Annotated in this window: 14 protein-coding genes; 11 read left to right on the plus strand and 3 right to left on the minus strand. The window is 43.0% G+C overall.

The annotated features are described in order from the left end of the window. Window positions 1-137 precede the first annotated feature (137 nt). From HPS56_RS08640 to HPS56_RS08665, 6 genes are all read left to right on the plus strand, one after another. Window positions 138-761 carry an ABC transporter ATP-binding protein gene (locus HPS56_RS08640; RefSeq protein WP_172275747.1) on the plus strand — a complete coding sequence of 208 codons (624 nt, stop codon included), beginning with the start codon at window positions 138-140 and terminating at the stop codon, window positions 759-761. 43 nt (window positions 762-804) lie between these two features. Next, window positions 805-1,593: an ABC transporter permease gene (locus tag HPS56_RS08645; protein ID WP_172275748.1), complete on the plus strand. Its 789-nt coding sequence runs from the start codon at window positions 805-807 to the stop codon at window positions 1,591-1,593. Between the two features lie 1,092 nt (window positions 1,594-2,685). Beyond that, window positions 2,686-5,205, plus strand: a complete 2,520-nt coding sequence (locus HPS56_RS08650) for a TonB-dependent receptor domain-containing protein (protein WP_172275749.1) — start codon at window positions 2,686-2,688, stop codon at window positions 5,203-5,205. A gap of 55 nt (window positions 5,206-5,260) precedes the next feature. Beyond that, complete coding sequence (locus HPS56_RS08655; protein ID WP_172275750.1) at window positions 5,261-7,189, plus strand: leucine-rich repeat protein; 1,929 nt, start codon at window positions 5,261-5,263, stop codon at window positions 7,187-7,189. 183 nt (window positions 7,190-7,372) lie between these two features. Next, the gene (locus HPS56_RS08660; RefSeq protein ID WP_172275751.1) at window positions 7,373-8,152 is read left to right on the plus strand and encodes a Nif3-like dinuclear metal center hexameric protein; all 780 of its coding nucleotides are present in this window, start codon (window positions 7,373-7,375) and stop codon (window positions 8,150-8,152) included. A 6-nt stretch (window positions 8,153-8,158) separates the two neighbouring features. After that, the gene (locus HPS56_RS08665) at window positions 8,159-8,989 is read left to right on the plus strand and encodes a zinc ribbon domain-containing protein (protein ID WP_172275752.1); all 831 of its coding nucleotides are present in this window, start codon (window positions 8,159-8,161) and stop codon (window positions 8,987-8,989) included. Between the two features lie 179 nt (window positions 8,990-9,168). Here the strand turns inward: HPS56_RS08665 and HPS56_RS08670 are convergent, their stop codons facing one another. Further along, window positions 9,169-9,618, minus strand: a complete 450-nt coding sequence (locus HPS56_RS08670) for a type I restriction enzyme HsdR N-terminal domain-containing protein (RefSeq protein ID WP_172275753.1) — start codon at window positions 9,616-9,618, stop codon at window positions 9,169-9,171. A 168-nt stretch (window positions 9,619-9,786) separates the two neighbouring features. Between HPS56_RS08670 and holA the strand changes: the two genes are divergently transcribed. The 5 genes from holA (at window position 9,787) to HPS56_RS08695 (ending at window position 17,736) form a co-directional block, all read left to right on the plus strand. Beyond that, window positions 9,787-10,815, plus strand: coding sequence for a DNA polymerase III subunit delta (gene holA / locus HPS56_RS08675; protein WP_172275754.1), 1,029 nt, complete (start codon window positions 9,787-9,789; stop codon window positions 10,813-10,815). A 775-nt stretch (window positions 10,816-11,590) separates the two neighbouring features. Next, a complete protein-coding gene (locus tag HPS56_RS08680; protein ID WP_172275755.1) occupies window positions 11,591-12,058 on the plus strand; it encodes a helix-turn-helix transcriptional regulator in 468 nt (155 codons plus the stop codon). Between the two features lie 257 nt (window positions 12,059-12,315). Further along, entirely contained in the window at window positions 12,316-13,119 is an 804-nt protein-coding gene (locus tag HPS56_RS08685; protein ID WP_172275756.1) for a dihydroorotate dehydrogenase electron transfer subunit, read from the plus strand. Further along, the gene (locus HPS56_RS08690) at window positions 13,107-14,018 is read left to right on the plus strand and encodes a dihydroorotate dehydrogenase (protein ID WP_172275757.1); all 912 of its coding nucleotides are present in this window, start codon (window positions 13,107-13,109) and stop codon (window positions 14,016-14,018) included. The genes HPS56_RS08685 and HPS56_RS08690 overlap by 13 nt, the downstream gene beginning before the upstream one ends. Window positions 14,019-14,253: 235 nt before the next feature. Further along, complete coding sequence (locus HPS56_RS08695; protein WP_172275758.1) at window positions 14,254-17,736, plus strand: fibronectin type III domain-containing protein; 3,483 nt, start codon at window positions 14,254-14,256, stop codon at window positions 17,734-17,736. 115 nt (window positions 17,737-17,851) lie between these two features. On the opposite strand, the gene HPS56_RS08700 is transcribed toward HPS56_RS08695, so the two are convergent. After that, complete coding sequence (locus HPS56_RS08700; protein ID WP_172275759.1) at window positions 17,852-20,515, minus strand: hypothetical protein; 2,664 nt, start codon at window positions 20,513-20,515, stop codon at window positions 17,852-17,854. After that, on the minus strand, window positions 20,516-21,321 hold an 806-nt coding region (locus HPS56_RS08705), incomplete at its 5' end, for a hypothetical protein (RefSeq protein ID WP_216655781.1).

A 21,321-nucleotide genomic window follows, 5' to 3' on the forward strand; every position in this document is an offset into this window, starting at 1 on the left:
AATATAATTTAAGCCCAGGGCAATTGCGGCATTTATTAAATTGCCTGTGTGCAGCTTATCTTATGCAAAGATAAGACAAAAAATTGAATAATACCAAATATTTTGCTTACTTTTGTATTCAAATCATAATGCATAAGATGTTAGAAGTTAAAAGTATATCTATGGATATGGGTGGCCGCCAATTGTTTGACGGCCTGTCTTTTGTCGTGGAGGACGGAAAGGTGTTTTGTATAATGGGCGGGTCCGGCTGCGGAAAGACATCCCTTCTTCGTGCGCTGATGGGATTTGAGACTATCGGCAGCGGATACATAAGCATCGACGGTGAGTTGCTCACCCCCTCGTCAGCAGAGCAGTTCAGGCGTTATATGTCATATATACCTCAGGAGCCGGCATTGCCTTCGGAGTGGGTTAGAGACTTGGTCTCGCTGCCGTTTGAGCTTGCAGCCAACCGCGGCAAACCATTTTCCAAATCTCTGTTGTTCGGTGAGTGGGAACGCCTGGGGCTTGAGCGTGAGCTTTACGGCCGTAAGGTGGCCGAGCTTAGCGGTGGTCAGCGTCAGAGGGTGATGCTTTCGGTTAGCGGTCTGCTCAACAAGCCGTTGTTGCTTGTGGATGAGCCGACTTCTGCTCTTGACCGCCACTCTTCCGGACTTGTTCTCGGATATTTGCGCCACTTGGCGTCCAGGGGAAGCACTGTTGTGGCTGTGAGCCACGATGAAGAGTTTGCCGCCGGATGCGACGGCAGGATTGTCATTTCATGACGGTGTGATGTTTTTTTAGAGTTTTTGTTTAAACGTTATTTTTATGGAGACAACAGACATTTCTTATATAAGCATGGTGGTAGGGCTTTTGCTGATGGCGGTTCCGATTTATATTTTCCGCTTCTTTAAAGTGCCGCTTATATCGTCTACGGTCATTGCCACTGTGCGCATGGTGGTGCAGCTTTTTCTCATAGGATTGTATCTGAAGTATCTTTTTGTGTTGAACAGTCCTTGGGTTAATTTCCTTTGGGTGATTCTTATGGTTGTGGTGGCGTCCTTTACGGCGGCCGTCCGCACCCGTCTTCGCCGCCGCACCATTCTGCTTCCGCTGTGCGTGGGGCTGTCGGCTTCGGCATTGTGTGTGGGGCTTTATTTTCTTTTTGTGGTCCTGCGCCTGGCCAATCCGTTTGACGCGCGTTATTTTGTGCCTATCATGGGTATACTTATGGGCAACATGCTGACGGTCAACGTGATGGCACTCAATACGTTTTACGACGGTATCGAGCGCGAGCGTCAGCTGTATTATTATCTTCTCGGCAATGGAGCCACGCATCTTGAGGCTGTAACTCCGTTTGTGAGGCGTGCAATGGAGAAAGCCTTTGCCCCGTGTATCGCCAATATGGCCGTGATGGGGCTTGTGTCGCTGCCGGGAACGATGATAGGACAGATTCTTGGAGGCTCGGCACCCGGTATAGCCATAAAATACCAGATGATGATAATCGTCATAACGTTCTCTGCATCAATGCTTTCGCTTGTGATAACGCTGTTCATGGCCGACCGTCGCTCGTTCGACGGATTCGGACGTTTGAAGGATGTGAGGCTGAGGAATTGATATTTGTCAACGGCTTTGACAAAGGTCAAAAATAAAAGCGTTTTCCTCATAATCTTTATGTTTCACCATTGGCAATACCGGTAACTATACTATCTTTGCAGAAGATAAGCGGCACCTCAGCAATTTGAAGCAAGCTTCATTGCCGTTCGGTTTGCATTATCTTTGCAGAAGATAAATACAAAGGACACGGTGGTGTCTGGAAATATAGTGAGGATGTGAGGATACATCCTGCCGGGATAACGACGTATGATTTAAAGTAGAATTAAAAGTAAAGAAAGGTAAAAAGATTATGAGACGTATTATGAAGAAAATCACAGAGAACAGAAAGTTTAACAAGTATTGTGTAAACGTGCTTAAGATGTATAACTATGGAAGGGTAAACATGCCAGTATGACATTTTTCCCATGAATGGTATTAAAAAGAAGGAGGATTCGGCATTATAATATGCCGGATCCTTTTTTTATGCCTCATTGATTGGCGTTTATCCTTTTCGTATCACTTCTGTATATAATTCAAAATAGCACTTTATCGGTAATTCCGAGATGCTTAGCCACCTTTTATCTCTATTCATTTTGACTCGAACCTGTATGATATGTAATAATAATTCATAATACGTCCTTGGCGTATTTTTCTTGAATTCTTATATGTGGCTAATTTGTTGATATCCAGTGTGTTAGTTGCTATTAAAAAGTGTGCCAAAAATGAATGGCATGTTCATGCCTAATGAATAGGCTATTCACGGCTGATGAACATGCCATTCATCGAGCATGAATAGGCCATTCATTGGAAGAGGATTTTACATCTGTTGAAAATGTAAATAGATTTCAAAGTTTTAAGTGAATCGTGCTTTTTTTGATAAATTAATAATTCTTTGATTTGGTGTTTTACGGTCAGTGACATCTGTTTGAAATAGTGGGCAATGTTTTTTTAAGACTAATGCTTCGTACCATGGTATGCGAAATGTTTATTTTCATAAAGAAACACCGTACAGGGATAAAAAACGTTAAATATATGCGTGGTTTTGTCGCAAAATGACATTTATTGCGTCTTTTGATGGAAAAGTTTTAAATAAATGAATTAAAAAAGTAATAGATGTTTAAAATTAGATTTAGCGCGGTATTGCCTTTCCTTATTGCGGCAATGCCTGCGGTGGCTCAAAAAAGTGGAAGCTTCACTGTAAAGGGCACTCTTGTGGATTCGCTGACAAGGGAAGCCGAGCCATACGCCACAATAAAGATAGAGAAGAAAGGAAATGCGGGCGGCAAGCCCTTGAAAATGATGGTGACGGATGAGAAAGGAAATTTCAGGCAGAGTGTTTCCGGGACCGGAGAGATGAGAATGACAGTCAGTATGGTAGGCAGAAAGAATATCGTGAGGGAGTTTATCGTAAAGCCTGGACAGAAGGTCGTCGATATGGACACTATATATGCGGTGAGTGCTGAAAACGAACTCGGACAAGTTGTGATAAGAGGACAGAAGCCTCTGGTCAAGGCGGACATAGACAAGATAACATATAATATAAGCGATGATCCGGACGCCAAATCAAACACTGTGCTTGAAATGCTGCGAAAAGTGCCGATGGTGACCGTCGACGGTGAGGATAATATAAAGGTGAACGGAAACTCGTCGTTCAAAGTGTATGTAAACGGAAAACCGAACAGCATGATGAGCGACAATCCTACCGAGGTGCTTAAAAGCCTGCCTGCAAATTCGGTCAAGCACATCGAGGTCATCACAAATCCCGGTCCTAAGTATGATGCGGAGGGAGTGGGAGGCATTATCAATATCGTTACTGTTGGAGGAGGACTGGAAGGATATACTCTGACGCTGCGCGCAGACGCGGATAACCGCGGTGCCGGTACCGGCTTTTTCGGAACCGTGAAGAGTGGGAATCTTACTGTAAGCGCACAGTATAGCTATAAGCACGATACCAATTCAGATAATTATTATGGCGGAAGCAGAAAGACTGTCGGAAATATCTCACCGACATCGTCAGACCAGGATTACAGCGGTGGGAGCGGAGGATTCGGCAACCGTCATTACGGAAATATGGAGGCGAGCTATGATATTGACACTCTGAGGCTTATATCCGCATCTTTCGGGTTGTGGGGAAACAATGGAAGAAACAACGGATATGGCCGCATGTCGGCGACTTCGCCTGCTGACGGTTCGTTGCTGTATGATTATATTCATAGCAACAGGGGCGGAAATTCTTATTTCTCAGTCAATGGAGGTATCGACTATCAGCGGCTGTTTCGTATGAAAGACCGTATGTTCACGCTGTCGTACAGAATAAGCTCACGTCCGAACTCGTCTGACTCGTACTCTGTATATGATGAAGTGACGGCGGTGGAGGGATGGCAGGATTTTGTCGGAAGGATGAAGGATCAGCACAATGACAATTCGCAGCACTCCACAGAACATACCGTACAGGCCGACTATACCACACCCATAGGGAAGATACACACTTTGGAGACAGGCGTGAAATATATAATGCGAGACAATTCTTCAGAGAACGACCGTTATCAGCGTCAGGCCGCAGGAGGGGCGGAATATGAATATGATCCGGACCACAGCTCGCATTACAGCCACCGCAACGACATCCTGTCGGCATACGCCGGTTATGGGCTGAAGATGAAGAAAATATCCGGACGGCTTGGACTGCGCTATGAGCATACTTTCCAGGATGTGGAGTATAGACTGGGACGGGGACTGGATTTCAGCAAGAATTTTGATGATATAATTCCGTCGCTGAGCATCGGATACAAGATTACCGATACTCAGAACATGCGCATCGGATACAATATGCGTATATACAGGCCCGGAATATGGTATCTCAATCCATATCTTGATGACAGTAATCCGACGTACATCAATCAGGGAAATCCTGATCTTGACACAGAGAAAACACATTCCGTGAACATGAACTACAGCAACTTCACACAGAAGATAAACTTCAACATCATGCTGAGCTATTCCTTCACCGACAACAGCATTGAAAGCGTGACGGAACTGGTGTCCGACATGTCGCTGGCTGACAAGGGACTGCAGAACCCTACAGGCAAGGACGTAATATACTCAACCTACCGTAATATAGGAAAGTCGGACAATGTGAACGTCAGCGGCTACGTAAACTGGAATGTCACTCCCGACACGCGTATATATGCAAACTTATATGGAAGATACTCTCATCTTGAAGACGGAACAGGGCTGAGCAACAGCGGATGGTATGTGTCGGCATACGGGGGAGCGCAGCAGTCGCTGCCTCATGACTGGCGTATGAGTATGAACATATACTCGTCGTCTCCGTGGATATCGTTGCAGGGAAAAGGAAGCGGTTATTGTTCCTACACCCTGAACGTAAGCAAGTCTATGATGAAAAAGAGGCTTACCGTATCAGCGTATGCAAGCAATTTCCTGAAGAAGTACAACAGGTCGGAAAACACGTTGGCCGACCTGAACTTCACCAGCGAATCATGGAGCAAGTATGTTCAGCAGCGTTTCGGTGTCAGCGTCAACTGGCGTTTTGGAGAGCTTAAGGCCAGTGTAAGGAAAGCGTCACGCACCATCGTCAACGATGATACCAAAGACGGAGGAAGCGGCAACGGATAGCCGGGACCGTTTCTGACGGACAGGCAGGAGAATGTTTTTTTTAATGTTATAAATTATGGAAGGAATGAGACTATGGATGTTTCTGCTTTTAGGATGCGTGATGTCTGTAAGCAGTGTGGAGGCAAAGAAGGCTGTGGTCAGAGTGAAACATCCCGGCACGTTGTCGAAGCTTGTCGGTGAACGGAATAAATACCGTATTACCGACATTACAGTACGCGGAGTCATAAATAATGACGACATACGTTTCTTGCGTGATATTTGCGGGCGGGGAGCAGGTATGGAGACAACCGGAGGCAAGGTGCGCTCGGTCAACCTGCGCGATGTGGAGTTCTCTAAAGGAGGGCAGCCGTTTCTTGACGGACAGAAAGCATACCGCGCATACGTCACAAGTGAGCATACCGTGCCAGACTGCATGTTCTTCATGTGTCCTGTAGAGAATATAATTCTGCCTGTACACACTGATACTGTCGGACATTGGGCTCTGAGCAGGACATCATTGCGGACGCTCGACTTCCCACGGGAAGCATACATACACAGCAATGTGCTTACAGATGATTCCATGCTGACGGAACTCACCCTTCCTGTACTTTCCTGGAAAGACAGGTCTGTGAGAAGACTGCTGGAAGGCTTGAAGTCATTGAGGAAACTGGTGTTTCGCGATGTGGAATACATTTCCGGCGGTACATTTGAAAGGATGCCTGCACTTGAGGAACTGACTTTCAGCGGATTTGTGGGACACATCGACGGTTATTGCGTGAATGAAATGCCACGTTTGTGCAGCATACGTTTTGACGGAACGGTTATGAGTACGGGTGGCTCACAGTTTGTCAAAGACTGTCCGGAACTGGAAAATATTGTCTTTGGAGGAACAGTGTTCCGCACTTGCTATGGCAATGCCGTGAACTGTCCTAAATTCAAGGGATATATAGTGATGGGGCGTGTAGTGAGCAGTGAATGTCCGGAAGCAATCCCGGCCACACCTTCCGCTTCGTGGGGAAAGGCCGATGGATGGGCTGAGGCATTCAGACAGGCAGAGGAATGGATATTGCGGAACAAGTACAACAATGAAGGATTCGGTTTTATTGCCATATCCAAAATACCTGTAATAGAGAAGGTGGCGGGTGAAATTGGCGATACGGCCATGTATGCACGCATGGAGGCAATGAAGGAATCATTGGAAGGAACAGAAGGGAGCACACATCTTGAAACTTTGAAACTTTCATTTCCATACAGGCGTACGGGACAGTGTACTCCCGTTATCGGCTATGCTTATCCGTCAGACTCTCTTCTGTGCCGTACACGCGACTACTTTAACCTGGACAGTATAGCCGGTGGCGGTGATGACATATCACGAATAAAGAATATTCTTTACTGGGTTCATGATCATATTCGTCATGATGGCGGTTCTCCGCGACCTGATTGCCGTCTCAATGCCATTGAGCTATACGAAGTGTGCCGGCGCGAAAACCGTGGTCTGAACTGCCGTTTCATGGCCATCATGCTGAATGAGATGCTGTTGGCCGAGGGTATTCCGGCACGTTATCTCACCTGTCAGTCTCGTGAATGGAGAACGGATCCCGACTGTCATGTAATTAATGTCGCATGGAGTACGTCGCTTGGAAAGTGGGTTTGGATGGATCCGTCGTTTGCTGCCTATGCTTCTGATGAGAACGGAGTGCTTCTCCATCCGGGTGAAGTACGTGAGAGGTTGCGCCTTGGGTTGCCCCTGCTGCTTAATGAAGATGCCAACTGGAATCACAAGAATAAACAGACGGTAGACAGGTATTTGAAAGATTACATGGCAAAGAATCTTTATGTTATCTCTGCCAATACGCTCAACCAGTCTGAGCCGGAAGGGGCGTCAGCGCATCCTCAGGGAACTTCTGTCAGTCTTGTTCCTGATAAGTTCCATTTCCGCGGAAAATATGTGACCTCGGACGATGAATATTTTTGGCGGCCGCCAGCCGGCCAGGCCGCACGTTAAGGCGGTTGTCCGCTATAGGACATCAGAGAAAAGTGCAGATTGGCTTTTTCATGAAGACGTATTACGGAACATGTGTTATTAAAGGTGTTTTAAAAATAATTAATTGTCACGCTTAATGTATATTTTATGAGATAAAATCAGTAACTTTGCAAACTGAAAAGTTATCATAAAGCTACATTAAGCGTGAAGATTAAGGAAGTGGTGAGTGCCCTTGAACGATTCGCGCCTTTGCCATTGCAGGAAGACTGGGACAATGCCGGCCTGCAAATAGGATTAACGGAGGCGGAAGCATCAGGGGCTTTATTGTGTCTTGATGTGACTGAAAGCATTGTGGATGAGGCAATTGCCAGACATTGTAATCTCATTGTGTCGCATCATCCGTTGTTGTTTCGCGGGCTGAAAGTAATCTCGGATGCGGATTACGTGCAAAGAACAGTAATGAAAGCCATACGGAATGATATCTGTATAGTGTCCATGCATACAAATATGGATAATGCCCGTGGGGGAGTGAATTTCATGATTGCGGAAAAACTCGGTCTCGCTGATGTCGGTTTCCTGTCGTGCGGCTCTGCCGCTGATTCGGGAAGCGGAGTGACGGGAATGTTTGCCGAAGGCATGGGTGCGGAGGATTTCACGTCATTGGTGAAAGGTGTGTTTAATGTGGAGTGTCTGCAATGCAATGAACTGCTGCATAGGAAAATAAGAAAGGTCGCGGTTTGCGGTGGAGCCGGTGATTTCCTTCTCGGCAAGGCCGTGGAGGCCGGTGCTGACGCGTTCATTACAGGCGAGATGCACTATCATGTATATTTCGGATACGAGCAGAAAATACAGATATGCGTGACAGGGCATTATCAGAGTGAACAGTTTACAAATGAAATATTTAAATCAATAATAACGGAAGAGTGTCCGGGGCTGCCTGTCGTGATGGCGGAGACGAATACGAATCCAATAATTTACGTATAAAGTATTATGGCAAAGAAAGTTAATGCGGAATTTTCCGTGGAAGACAAACTGAAGACTCTTTATCAGCTTCAGACCACCCATTCGGCAATCAAGGAAAAGGAGAACTTGCGCGGTGAGCTTCCAAAGGCTGTGAAGGATTTGGAGGATGAGATAGAAGGACTCACCACACGTGTTCTGAAGATAAAGAATGAGATAGATGAATTCCAGACGGCCATTTCCTTGAAGAAAGGCGAGGTGGAGAAAGCACAAATCAGTGTAAACCGCTACAAGGAGCAGCTGAATGATGTGAAGAACAACCGCGAGTATGACACATTGAGCAAGGAAATCGAGTTTCAGACGCTTGAGATTGAACTTTGCAATAAGAAGATAAGGGAGGCGGATGCAAAGGTGAATGTCAAGACAGTTGAGCTTCAGGAAACGGAAGAGGCAATAGATGTGCGTCGCAAGGATCTGGAAATGAAGAAGAGCGAGCTTGACGAGATAGTGGAAGAGACACGTGCCGAGGAAGAGATTCTAAGGGAAAGGGTAAGTGAGCTCGAGACAAAGGTAGATCCGCGTTTGCTTTCTTCTTTCGAACGCATACGTAATGGGGCACGCAATGGCTTGGCTGTAGTATGCGTGCAGCGTGATGCTTGCGGCGGATGCTTCAACAAGATTCCTCCACAGCGTCAGCTTGATATCAAGATGCATAAGAAGATTATCGTTTGCGAGTATTGCGGACGTATTCTCATCGACCCTGAGTTTGCGGGAATAAAGACGGACAAGGTTGCTGACGATAAGAAAAAAACACGTAAGCGTGCTATACGTAAGACTACAAAGAAAACAGAGGAGGAGTAAAATACAGATTAATATGCTTTGAGGCAGTATGGGCGTTTTTTCACCCATACTGCCTCAAAGCATATATAAAGGTTGTAACCTTTGTGGCGTTCGCTTGTGACATTGTCCGCCTGTCGGGTTTAAGGTAAAAGGGAATATGTTTCAGCAGCACCTCATCCGTAAGGGAAGATATTTTAATGTTAAATGTTTTCGTAGTCAGGAATGTCTTCCAGAAATAAATATTTTTGATTGCAATAATCCATTTTACAACAATAATGGTTTATGCCGTTGCTGACTATCAGGTAGTCTACATGCAACAGCATGTTGTATATGGAAATCTGTTCAAACACATTCTGTGTGAGTTCTATTTCCGGTGCCTTGTATTCGATGATTATTTTCGGTGTGAGTGTAGTATCATATAACACACTGTCGCAACGTAGCCGTTTTGTGCCTATTCTCAGTTCAACTTCGTTTGCGAGATAGGCGGCAGGGTAGTTTTTGTGTTCTATTAAATAATGTATGAAGTGTTGTCGCACCCATTCCTCCGGAGTAAGCGCGACGTATTTTCTTCTGAGAATGTCGAAAACTTCCGTTTTTTTATTGTTATGTCTGATTCTGATATTATAGGGCGGAAGGTTTAGTCTGTACATCTTTATTTTTATTTTATTATTTCGCTTAGTCGGATTTTTACATTATCTTTGTACTTGTGATAAGAGCGGTATCAAGGTTGTCACCAAATGTGAGCCTGATATGTTTTCATTCATGGAAACATCGCTTATGGTACATGCAAAGTTAACAAATAAAATTCGTATAGAGTAATGGCGGATACTAAAACTGCAACTTTTGAAAGCATAATGCATGATCTGAAGGCAAGGAGATTCATGCCCGTATACTATCTTATGGGTGATGAGTCTTATTATATAGACAAGATTTCCGATTATATTGCAGATAATGTATTACCACCCGAAGAGCGTGATTTCAATCAGACAGTGATGTTCGGTTCGGATGTTACTGCCGCTCAGATAGCGGATGCTGCAAAACGGTATCCCATGATGTCGGAATACCAGGTGTTGATTGTAAAGGAGGCGCAGAATATTAAAAATACGGATGCACTTGAATTTTATATAAAATCTCCGCTCGGTTCGACTATTCTTGTGTTATGCCATAAAAACGGTTTCATAGACAAGCGTAAAAAATCTCTTGTGGCAGCTATAGAGAAAAACGGAGTTCTTTTCGAAAGCAAGAAATTGCGTGAGCGTGACCTGCCGGTGTTTATTGAAAAATATCTTCTTGCAAGAAGTGTGGGCATTGACCCGAAGTCTCAGCAGATGATTGCGGATTCTGTTGGCGCGGATTTGAGCAGGTTGACCGGAGAGCTTGATAAACTCGTGTTGGCCTTGCCTGAAAACGACCGGAGGGTGACTCCTCAAGTAGTGGAGGAACAGGTAGGGGTGAGCAAGGATTTTAATGCCTTTGAATTGAGGGATGCCATCGTAAACAGGAATGTTTTAAAGGCAAATGCCATTGTGAAATATTTTAACGAAAATCCAAAGGCGGGAAGTATATATGCTTTACTACCGATGCTCTTCAGTTACTTTCAGAATCTTATGATGGCATATTATTGTCCCCAAAGAGACAGTCAGGATGCTGTTGCAAAATGGTTGGATCTGCGTTCTCCGTGGGCGGCCAAAGACTATATGATTGGTATGCGGAATTTCTCTGGTGTGAAAGTTCTCCAAATTATTTCGCAAATAAGGATTGCAGATGCCAAAAGTAAGGGATTGGATAACCCAAATACGCCTCCGGGAGAGCTGATGAAAGAGCTTCTTTTCTTCATTTTGCACTAAAAAAAAGCTTTTTTGCCCTAATTTTTTTCTAAAAGCATCCTTTTTCAAGGGTGCTTTTTTGGTATTCAAATGCCACGTAATCAGTAGCTTGAATCATATTTACCCCTCTCATTTTTGCCTTTTTTTGAGTTTTACGACCGTTGATTCGGAATTCTTCAAAATTTCAATTTTTACTTTAATCACACAATAATGAATTTACCGTTAACAACTGTTTGCATTTGGATTACTGAAATTTACAACCATAAAGCAAGAAGATAAAATAGTATATTTACAAAACAAAACAAGGCGGTTGCAGCACCCTACGCCTTAGTTTATGTTTATGAATTCAGCTTTATAAACATAAAACATGAGTTTAAAGAATAAAATCTATATATATACATTTATGATAATATTAATATATATTACTGATAATCATCATGTTTATAGTATTTATTAAATAAAAAGTAGATGTTTTTATGCTTTTTATATGATATATGCATTCTTTTCTATAAAAGCTTTTAATAATTATATATATAAATAAATGGTAGTCAGTATATTATATATTATATATCAGAAAGAAATACAGGCATGTAAACGTATTTCAAGTGTATTTTTAGAGATGTAAATGCTGTATATATACAATAATATATTTTATTTTGTGGTATTTATAAATACAAATGTAAATATCAGATATCAAAATCTATCATAAATCTTTTGCATAATTGGAATAAAAGCTTTACCTTTGTAAAATCAAATAAAAAAGAGGGAAAAACCCCTTTAAGCATGTTTTTTTAATATGAAAGATAGAATTAGACAGGTAATGGAGTCGTTGCACATGACTCAACAAGACTTTGCTCAGTTTATAGATGTGTCCCCTGCCTCATTGAGCAGTATCTTTAATGGACGTACAAAACCAACGCTTAATATTGTAGAAGCGATTAAAAAGAAAAAATCCAACATCAATACTGATTGGCTCATGTTTGGTTCTGGAAGTATGTATATGTCGGAAAATGGCAATGCAGACGATAAGGTGGAAAATGTTATTGAGGGGCATGAACAGTTGTTGGATTTTGGTGTGGTTGATAATCCCCCCCTATCGAATGATGTTCCGGAGTATCATCATGATAATGGTGTAAGGAATACACATCATGATATCGTTAATGAAGAAGTGAAATATATTGACAAACCTAAACGCAGGGTAACGGAGATAAGGGTTTATTATGATGATCAGACTTATGAGACTTTCGTTCCGTTTTCAAAGTGACACGGATAGATAGGAAAAACAAATTTCCATCTGATTTTCCACATGGCACCTAACAAAAGCATGTTCCTATTCGTGGATGTTTATGCCGGACTTTTTCACATAGTGACATCGATTTGCGATGTGGATAATGTATAGTATTCTAAAGTTTTGCTTCCAATAGAATTAATAATGCAATATTTTGGTCTTGTCCTTGATTTGCATTACCTTTGTAGTCAAAGACAGTATTTAATACCAAGATAACAATTATCGTTCAAAAGATGAAAAAGTATATTCTCGATCTTACAGTGTCTTTTGTTGAGCATATCAATGATAAGTATGTGTTGATAAAACTCACTTGCGACACTCCTCTTCCAGAGATGCTTCCCGGACAGTTTGTTGAGATTCGCGTTGATAATTCACCTTCAACATACCTTCGCCGTCCTATTTCCATTAATTTTGTAGACCGTTCCACGAATGAGCTTTGGCTTCTCATTGCTGCTATCGGTGACGGAACACGTGCTTTGGCTTCTTTAAGCAAGGGAGACACGGTTAATTGTGTATTGCCGTTGGGTAATGGCTTCACTATGCCTCAGTCTTCTTCAGAGAAGATACTCCTTATAGGAGGTGGTGTAGGTGTAGCTCCGTTGCTCTATATGGGAGCGGAGATGAAACGTATGGGAAATGAGCCTACATTTCTGCTTGGAGCAAGAAAAGCTTCAGACTTGTTGCTTATGGATGAGTTTAATAAGTATGGCCGTGTATATGTAACAACCGAAGACGGTTCAGGAATATATGATAATGATGTCGAAGGGATGTGCCAAAAAGGGTTTGTAACGAATCACACGATTCTGCATACATGTAAGTTCGACCGTATATCCACGTGTGGTCCAAAGCCGATGATGATGGCTGTAGCCGGATATGCGGTAGAGGCAGGTATAGACTGTGAGGTGTCGCTTGAGAATATGATGGCGTGCGGTGTAGGCGCATGCCTATGTTGTGTGGAGAAGACGACGGACGGGAATATATGTGTGTGTAAAGAAGGACCGGTGTTTAATATTAAGAAATTGTTATGGCATCTTTAAATGTAAAAATAAATAACCTTGAGTTGAAGAATCCGGTGATGACCGCATCGGGTACTTTCGGATATGGTTTGGAATTTGCTGACTTTGTTCCGCTTGATGGTATAGGAGGTATAATAGTAAAGGGTACGACTCTTAATCCTCGTGAAGGTAATGATTATCCACGCATGGCGGAAACCCATCAGGGAATGCTCAATTGTGTGGGATTGCAAAACAAGGGGGTGGACTATTTTTGCAGCAATATATATCCGCAGATAAAGGATATAGATACGAATATGATCGTGAATGTCAGTGGTTCTTCACCGGAAGATTATGCGGAATGCGCTGCCCGTATAGATATTCTTGAGAATATTCCGGCCATTGAGTTGAATATATCATGTCCTAATGTTAGAGACGGTGGTATGGCATTTGGAGTTACCTGTGAAGGTGCCGCTTCAGTGGTGCGTGCCGTTCGCAAGCGTTATAATAAGACGCTTATCGTGAAACTGTCGCCAAATGTTACGGATATTGCCGAGATTGCACGCGCAGTGGAAGCAGAGGGAGCCGACAGCGTTTCGCTTATAAATACTCTTATGGGAATGGCCATTGACATTGAGCGTCGTCGTACTATGCTCAGTATAAATACCGGAGGACTTAGCGGTCCGTGTGTGAAGCCGGTGGCTTTACGTATGGTATGGCAGGTGGCAAAGGCTGTCAATATACCTGTTATAGGACTTGGAGGAATATCTTGTGCGGAGGATGCCATAGAATTTCTTATGGCCGGTGCCACAGCCATAGAAATAGGCACTGCAAATTTCATAGACCCTGCTGTAACAATAAAGGTGCGGGACGGAATAAACGATTGGCTTGATCTTCACGGATGCAATTCTGTAAATGATATAATAGGTGCATTGGAAGCCTGATTTCATAATATTTTGATATATAACCGCAATATTTGGCCTCATATTTGCTGATATTGCGGTTTTTTTATTGCTTATAAGATTTTTACCTTATCTTTGCATTGTTATAACTGTTATGCTACAGCGGCGGCATACCATATAAAGAAATGTATATATCTGTTTTGCTGTTGCTGCAACTGTCATATAACAATACTTAAAATAAGAATAATTGAAAAGAAAATAAAGAACTTATCAAAAAATGGACAAGAAACATTTACCTTTATTATTCAGTATGCTGCTCGGCAGCAGCTGTTTGTCTGCAACTGCACAGCAACTGGCATTTCCAGGTGCACAGGGATGGGGACGCTTTGCTACCGGAGGGCGTACCGGTACGGTTTATCACGTGACAAATCTTAATGACAGTGGTGAAGGCTCATTGCGTGATGCCATAAGCCAGCCAAACCGTATTATTGTGTTTGATGTTGCCGGAGTTATTAATATTAAGAGCAGACTTGTTTTCAAGAATAATCTCTATGTAGCTGGACAGACAGCCCCGGGAGAGGGAATTACCGTGTATGGAAACGGAGTGTCGTTTTCCGGTGCAAGCAATATAATAGTGCGTCACATGCGTTTCCGTATGGGACGTAAGGGAGATTCCGGTAAGGATGCCGCAGGAATTGCCAACGGGCAGAATATGATATTCGACCACTGTTCAGTATCATGGGGACTTGACGAGACTTTTTCAATCAATCCTGACGGTAAGGGTGCAACACCGCAGAATATAACGATATCAAATACTATAATGGGGCAGGGGCTCACGCCTCATTCTGCCGGTGGACTGATGCAGACAGACTACATCACCCTGTATCGTAACTTCTATTGTGATAACAGCACACGTAACAATAAAATAAAGGGTAGAAACCAATATGTGAACAATATTGTTTACAATTGGCAGAACGGTGCATATATCATGGGGGGTGACTCAGAAGGCGAATCTTTCTGTAATATTGAGGGCAATCTCTTTATAAACGGTCCGGCAAAGGGAGGAGACGCGTTTACCGGAGGAAACTCAAACTTCCATTTCTATGGCAATGATAACTGGCAGGATAAGAATATGGACGGAGTTTTTGATCCTTCAGAAGTCACACGTTATTCCGCTGCGGATCCACAGTCAACTCCGTATGATTATCCCGAACTTGAGAAAGTATCCGGCAAATCGCTTCTTGAGACAGTTCTTCCAACTGTCGGTGCTTCATTGCCTTATCGCGATTATGCGGATTGTTACATGGTGGATGAGGTCATGTCGTATGGTAAGAAAGGTGCACTTATAGCAAATGAGGAAACCCTTATTTATGGTGCACCGAATACATGGAATGTATGGAAAGGCAATGACCGCAAGGATACCGACGGTGACGGAATGCCTGATGAATGGGAGGATGCAAACGGCACGGACAAGATGAAGAACGATGCTATGGTGATTGCCGAGAACGGATATGCAAACATCGAGAACTATATAAACAGCATCACAGTAGAGAATCGCGACTACTTCCTGCGTATGCCTATGTGCATAGAGCTTGCCACAGCCAAGACAACATCGCTTAAGATTGAATGGCGTGACTATACATACGGGGAAGACGGCTTTGCCATCGAGTTTAAAAAAGAAAACGGAGGCGAATGGAATGAGATACACAGAACCGGTGCGGGAGAGACGACATACACTATTGAGAATCTTGAACCGGGTACTCCTTATCTTATCCGTATGAGAGCGTTTGCCGGAACAGACAAATTCTCTGATTATACGGCAGAACAGAAGATGACCACACGTCCTATAGAAGTAGGTGTGGTGGATATTGATGCATACGAGCCAGACCTGACATGGAAAGAAGGTGCTGCTTCATGGGATTTTACCACGCAAGGATGGAACAACGGTTCTGATGTGTTTGCCGACGGTAAGAAGGTGCTTTTTGCTCCGGTGGACAATGAAACAGTGACACTCAACGAGACGGTGTCTCCGGAAGTGGTCGTTGTCAACGGTGACGGGAACATCACCATTAACGGAACCGGTTCAATTGCCGGTAGCGGTTCTGTAAATAAAGGTGGTAGCGGTGTGCTCTCAATGAACACTGCCAACAAATATTCCGGAGCCACGGTATTGCATGAAGGCACATTCGAGTTCAATACGCTTAAGAACGGAGGTGAGCCGAGTGCCATAGGTGCAAGTACAGAGTTTGCACAGAACTGGATTTTCGACGGTGGTACATACAAATATACAGGAGGTTCGACATCTACAAACCGTTCTGCAAAAATTACCCGCGAGACAGAGTTTAATATTGCGAATAAGGGGACTGTTGTTACAATGACCGGTTCACTTGAGGGAAATGATAATTTCATTCTCAATGGAAACGGTCAGCTTACTGTTGCTACAGATAAGTTCTTTACCCATACGGGGGCGACAATTCTCCGTGGCGGAACGATGTATCTCAGTACTACAGCTATCTCAAAGGCCGGTATAGGTTCTTCTTCGAAGCTTGTGTTTGCCGGTGGTGAATTGAAGACAAAGGGCGAGACCAGTGGTGATGAGACATACTCTTTCCCGATAGAAGTTCTTGAAGGTGAGATTTCACAGTTCTCTCCTAACCGTAATTGCTATATGAAGAATAAATTTACAGGTTCCGGTACACTTCAGTTGAACATTCCTTACCTTCGTGAACGCATCAGTGGGAATTTTTCAGAGTTTACAGGCCGTATAATAGCAAACGGTGTAAACAGCAAGGATTCGGAAGGCTCTTTGTTCCTTATAGAGAACAATAACATTGATCTTACGACTTTTGTTGTAGAGACAAAGGGTAATACAAGGGTATGTAACTGGACAACTAATGGTAATCAGACTTTGGGAGGTCTTGCCGGTGACAAGGGAACTTATCTTGCCGGTTCGAGCAAGAATACCTCAAACTTCACATGTACATGGAATGTCGGTTCTGCAAATACTAATGAGACATTCAACGGTGTTATAAATAACTGGGATTGCAGCAGTGCAGACAGAGGTGGTAAGGTGAACGTAAATAAGGTTGGTACAGGAGAATGGCGACTCACCGGCAATAACGTTTACAAAGGCTCTACCGGCATTAAGGGAGGCACTCTGATTGTAAACGGCACAAATTCCGGAACGGGTGCGGTTACGGTATCCAAGGAGGCCGTTCTTAAAGGTAAGGGAACTGTAGCAGGAAAGGTGACCGTATTTGATGGCGGTATGATAATGGGTGGCGACACGCTTGTCAACATCAGTTCATTGAAGCTTACCGGAGGATGTACGGTAAATGCCGGTGGTATGATTGGTGCTCCTCTTGTATATAATGCCACGAACAAGCTTACAAAAACAAATAAGGTGAAGGTAACAGGAAACTTTGTTATTAATGATGCGGTTCTCAACCTTGATTTGACAGAGGCTGGCAGCATTCCTGATGACACAGGTTTTTCAATCCTTGATTTGACAGGGGCGACGGTATCTGGTTCCGGTTTCAAGTCAATAATTCCCGAGCGTCCTTCTGTTGGTCAGAAATGGGATACATCAGAACTTCTTACTACAGGACGTATATATGTGCGTAATGAGGGAAACAGTATTAATGGCGTAGAAGCGGATTCAAGGAAAGATGAGCCAAAGTATACTCTTAGCGGAAACCGTGTCGATGGCAATAGTAAAGGCCTGATTATCCAAAAGGGTAAGAAATACGTTAAGAAATGACTTATGATTTGATCCTTTAAGGATAATATGCTTATAAAAACACATGGAGCGGAGATGCCAAATCCGCTCCATGTGTTTTTTATATATGTTGAAGCATAAAACTTCCGTATCGTTTTCAGTAAACCACCGGCTTTCCGTTCTCAGTTATTCCCTCTGCCGACACAGCGAAGCTTGTGCATGTTGAGTTGTTGTAGAATGATATTTTTGCCCTTCCTTTGCTGTCTGTCCTCACATTCGGGTTCCAGTATAGCGTTCTTCTGTGGTCGGGCATCGGTGGTATTTGGCTGTAGTCGGGCATTTCGAAAGTCTCGGGTTTTGTATATCCTGAGAAGATTGTCTGTCTCAGCCCCTTGTGTTTCACCTTGCGCGTGAAAGGAACGTATACAAATATTGTGACGGGATGGTATAAACCTAAATAAGTTGAAGTTATATAGTGATTCCATATATTGTCATCTTCGGATATATATACAGATTTTACATCTTCAAGCCATGTAGGCATAGTGTAATTACTCCAATCTGACTCTATACTTGTCATTGATTCTGTACTCATTTTCTTTACGGCATATTCTGTAAGTCCGGATATTGCGTATATCTGATTATTGAGAATCCATACAACAGGCCGGTTTTTGTATCTGATACCATCCACAATAAATTGTTCATATTGGTACTTGTCTGTCTCATTGTCGTTGTCATTATCATTATTTGATTTATTTGGCATGTCTGAATTATTCTCTTCTGCGTTTCCCTGCACTTTATTATCAGAAGATTTAGACGGGCTTGTTGTTCTTCCGTCTTTGTCGTTTATGAAAAATGTATTTACTTCTGCGAGCCAGTCAGATATAGTGGGTGTGCTTTCTCCCCGGTCAAGAATCTCGTCAGCCGCTTTAGTACAGTCATATTTTATGGCAGCCTTGTATGCCCCGTTGTGTTCATTCAGCCATCTGCTTCCCGCGCTTTTCCTTTTTCTTCCTTTCACCTTTACTTCTTTCAGTAGGTAGTTTCCCTTGTCCATTGATATATGATCATCAAAAAGGGTATCTTCTTTTATACTCAGTGTCTTTGGTTTTGTGTCTGACTGTCTTGTCTCGTATGGTGACAACAGTTTAGAACCGGGTGAGAAATTCCTGTCTATTCCAATCCTGTATTTAACAGCCTTATCATTTTTCTTTGTGTTCAGGAGCAGTGTGAACTCTCCCATACACTCCGGCATTTTAAATGTATAGTATCCGTTCTTGTCGGTTATTGTCTCTCCTGAAAAAGAGGCCCCTTCTCTGTTGTATAATGTGGCTTTAAGATTAACGTTGTCCACCGTATTCTTTTTCTTTTCGCTGATTAGTTTTCCTGTTATATATAGGGCGTCTTCTATATGGTGTTTCTTTTCAAACTGTTTTTTCCCGCTCATCATCCTTATGTCGTATCTTTTCCATCCCTGTACCATCATCAGTAGGTCGGCTGCTCTGCGGTGCTCCTCGTCGTCGGCCTCGAGATAATACTCCGCGTTGTGTATATATCCTTTCAGGTCGGACGACAACAGCATCCATGTCGCGGCGTTCTGCGTATATCCGTTTCCGTCAGTGTCCATGTCTCGCACCGAAAAAGAAAACGTTGTGTTCGGGCGTGTCTTGGCTTTCAGCTCCACATTTCCGCATGGCATAAGTCCCTCCGTTGTAGTGCTGATGGCGATAGAGTCTATGTCGTTTTCCTGCGGATATACGAATACCATCCTTTCCGCCACGATGTTCCCTTCTCCGTCTATGAGTGCAATCTGGTTCACTCCGCTGCTCATCTGTTTCTTTGTGAAAGTCCTCAGAGTGTTTTTCTCTTCTCCCTCGATGATGCTGAACGCCTCCACGTTTCCATTGTTTATCAGCACGAGTCCGAGTTTTTTTGCGTATCCCGGGCTTCTTGTCAGTTCCACCTCAATGTTGTCATTGTCCATGGTGTTGACCTTCATCACGCATCCCTCCTTTTCTGCATGGGGCAGGTTGAACTTGTGTCCCTTTCCCCCGGCATCCTTAATCACTAATATTGCCTTTGTGTCTGTTGGAATATATGTGAATATTCCGCGTCCTTCCCTTATTGTTGTCACTTCCTTAGTCCCCTTTGATGTCTCCAGTATTCCTTTTGTGTCTATGCCTTCCCTGGTATTTGACAACACTTCAAACGCCACTTTGCTTTTCATTCCATTCACGAGATGTCCTCCCTCGGGATAGAACCTCACGTTAATCTTTTCGTCCGGCTCTTCCTCTTCAGTCCCGTCCTTCCCCCTGTTGTCCGGCAGCCGTTTCCTGTATTCAATCTCATTGATTACTTTTTTATATTCTCCCTCCTTTTTCGGTGCGTTGAACACGGGGAAAACCCTCGAGAAAATGCCGTTAGCATTCCAGTTGAGCATGTATCTTGTGTATGCTCTTACTTCATAGAATCCGCTGTTGAAAATGTCGTCGAGCCTTATCGAGCCGTCCGCCTGTCCGTCCTTGATGTTGAGCTTACATGTCTCCACGACATCACCTATAGGGTTGAGCAGTTCCACATACAGCACCTTGCTCATGTCCGTCCGGCGGTTGTTGTCAGCCCTTGTCACGTATGCCTTGAACCAAATCCGTTCTCCTTTGAAATATCCTGTGTTGTCAAAGTGCAGATATACTTTTTCCTGCGGGAAGTAATGGTTGAATACAGAAATATTCCTACAGAAATCTTTTATTCTCTGTATTTCATCGGATGCGTAAAATGCCAGGCATGACACAATGAAAACAAAAAGGCAGATACTTCTTCTCATCTATAAATATTTACTGTTATCAAAATCATTATCAGGAAGTGTTGTTCCGATACTATCCATGACATCCCAGTCTATAGAACCTCTTTTGCCTCCTTCTTCAATCCAGCCATGAAAAGTAAAGTCAACACTAATGTCTCCAAAACCAGGTATTGATATTTTATAATCAATATCTCCATAAAACCCAAATGAATTATTTCCATAATCATTACAATGATATCTGACTGATTCCATTTCTCCCATATATATATAACGTTTTGACAGATCTGGCAAAAGTTCTATTTGGGCTGTTAACGTGACATCAAAAATCTTTCCTCCTGCAGTGCAAAACCAATCTGCCATACAAGAACATTCAAATTCCCAATTCAATGAAGATACTTTAAAATAGGGATTTCCTGGAATAGAGTCATTTGAGTTTGTAAACATGAAACCGAAGTTTTCACCTGTTTCATATGATTTACTTTTTGTTTTCACCCTATTGTTTCTCTTTGGTACTTGTTTTAAAGAGTTTGTTTTTCCATTATTTGAAGCTATCATTTTATAATTTCCTCTTACAGCGGAAATAGCTTTGAACAGTCCTTCAATGTCTTCAATATCTATATCAATATTTCCCCCATCGTATTTGTCTTCAAGCTTAACATTGATGTCGTAGTCCTCAGCCAATTCCAATATTTTAAGTCGTAGTTCAGCGGCTTTTTCAGCGTTTGTCTTCTCTTCTGTTTCAAAATCACTTGTGCAGTTTATAAACATTAACGATGCCATGATAAGTATGGCGGAATAAATTTTTTCTTTCATAGTTGTAATGTTTA

The organism is Xylanibacter muris, from assembly GCF_013166605.1.
GTDB classification, from domain to species: domain Bacteria; phylum Bacteroidota; class Bacteroidia; order Bacteroidales; family Bacteroidaceae; genus Prevotella; species Prevotella muris.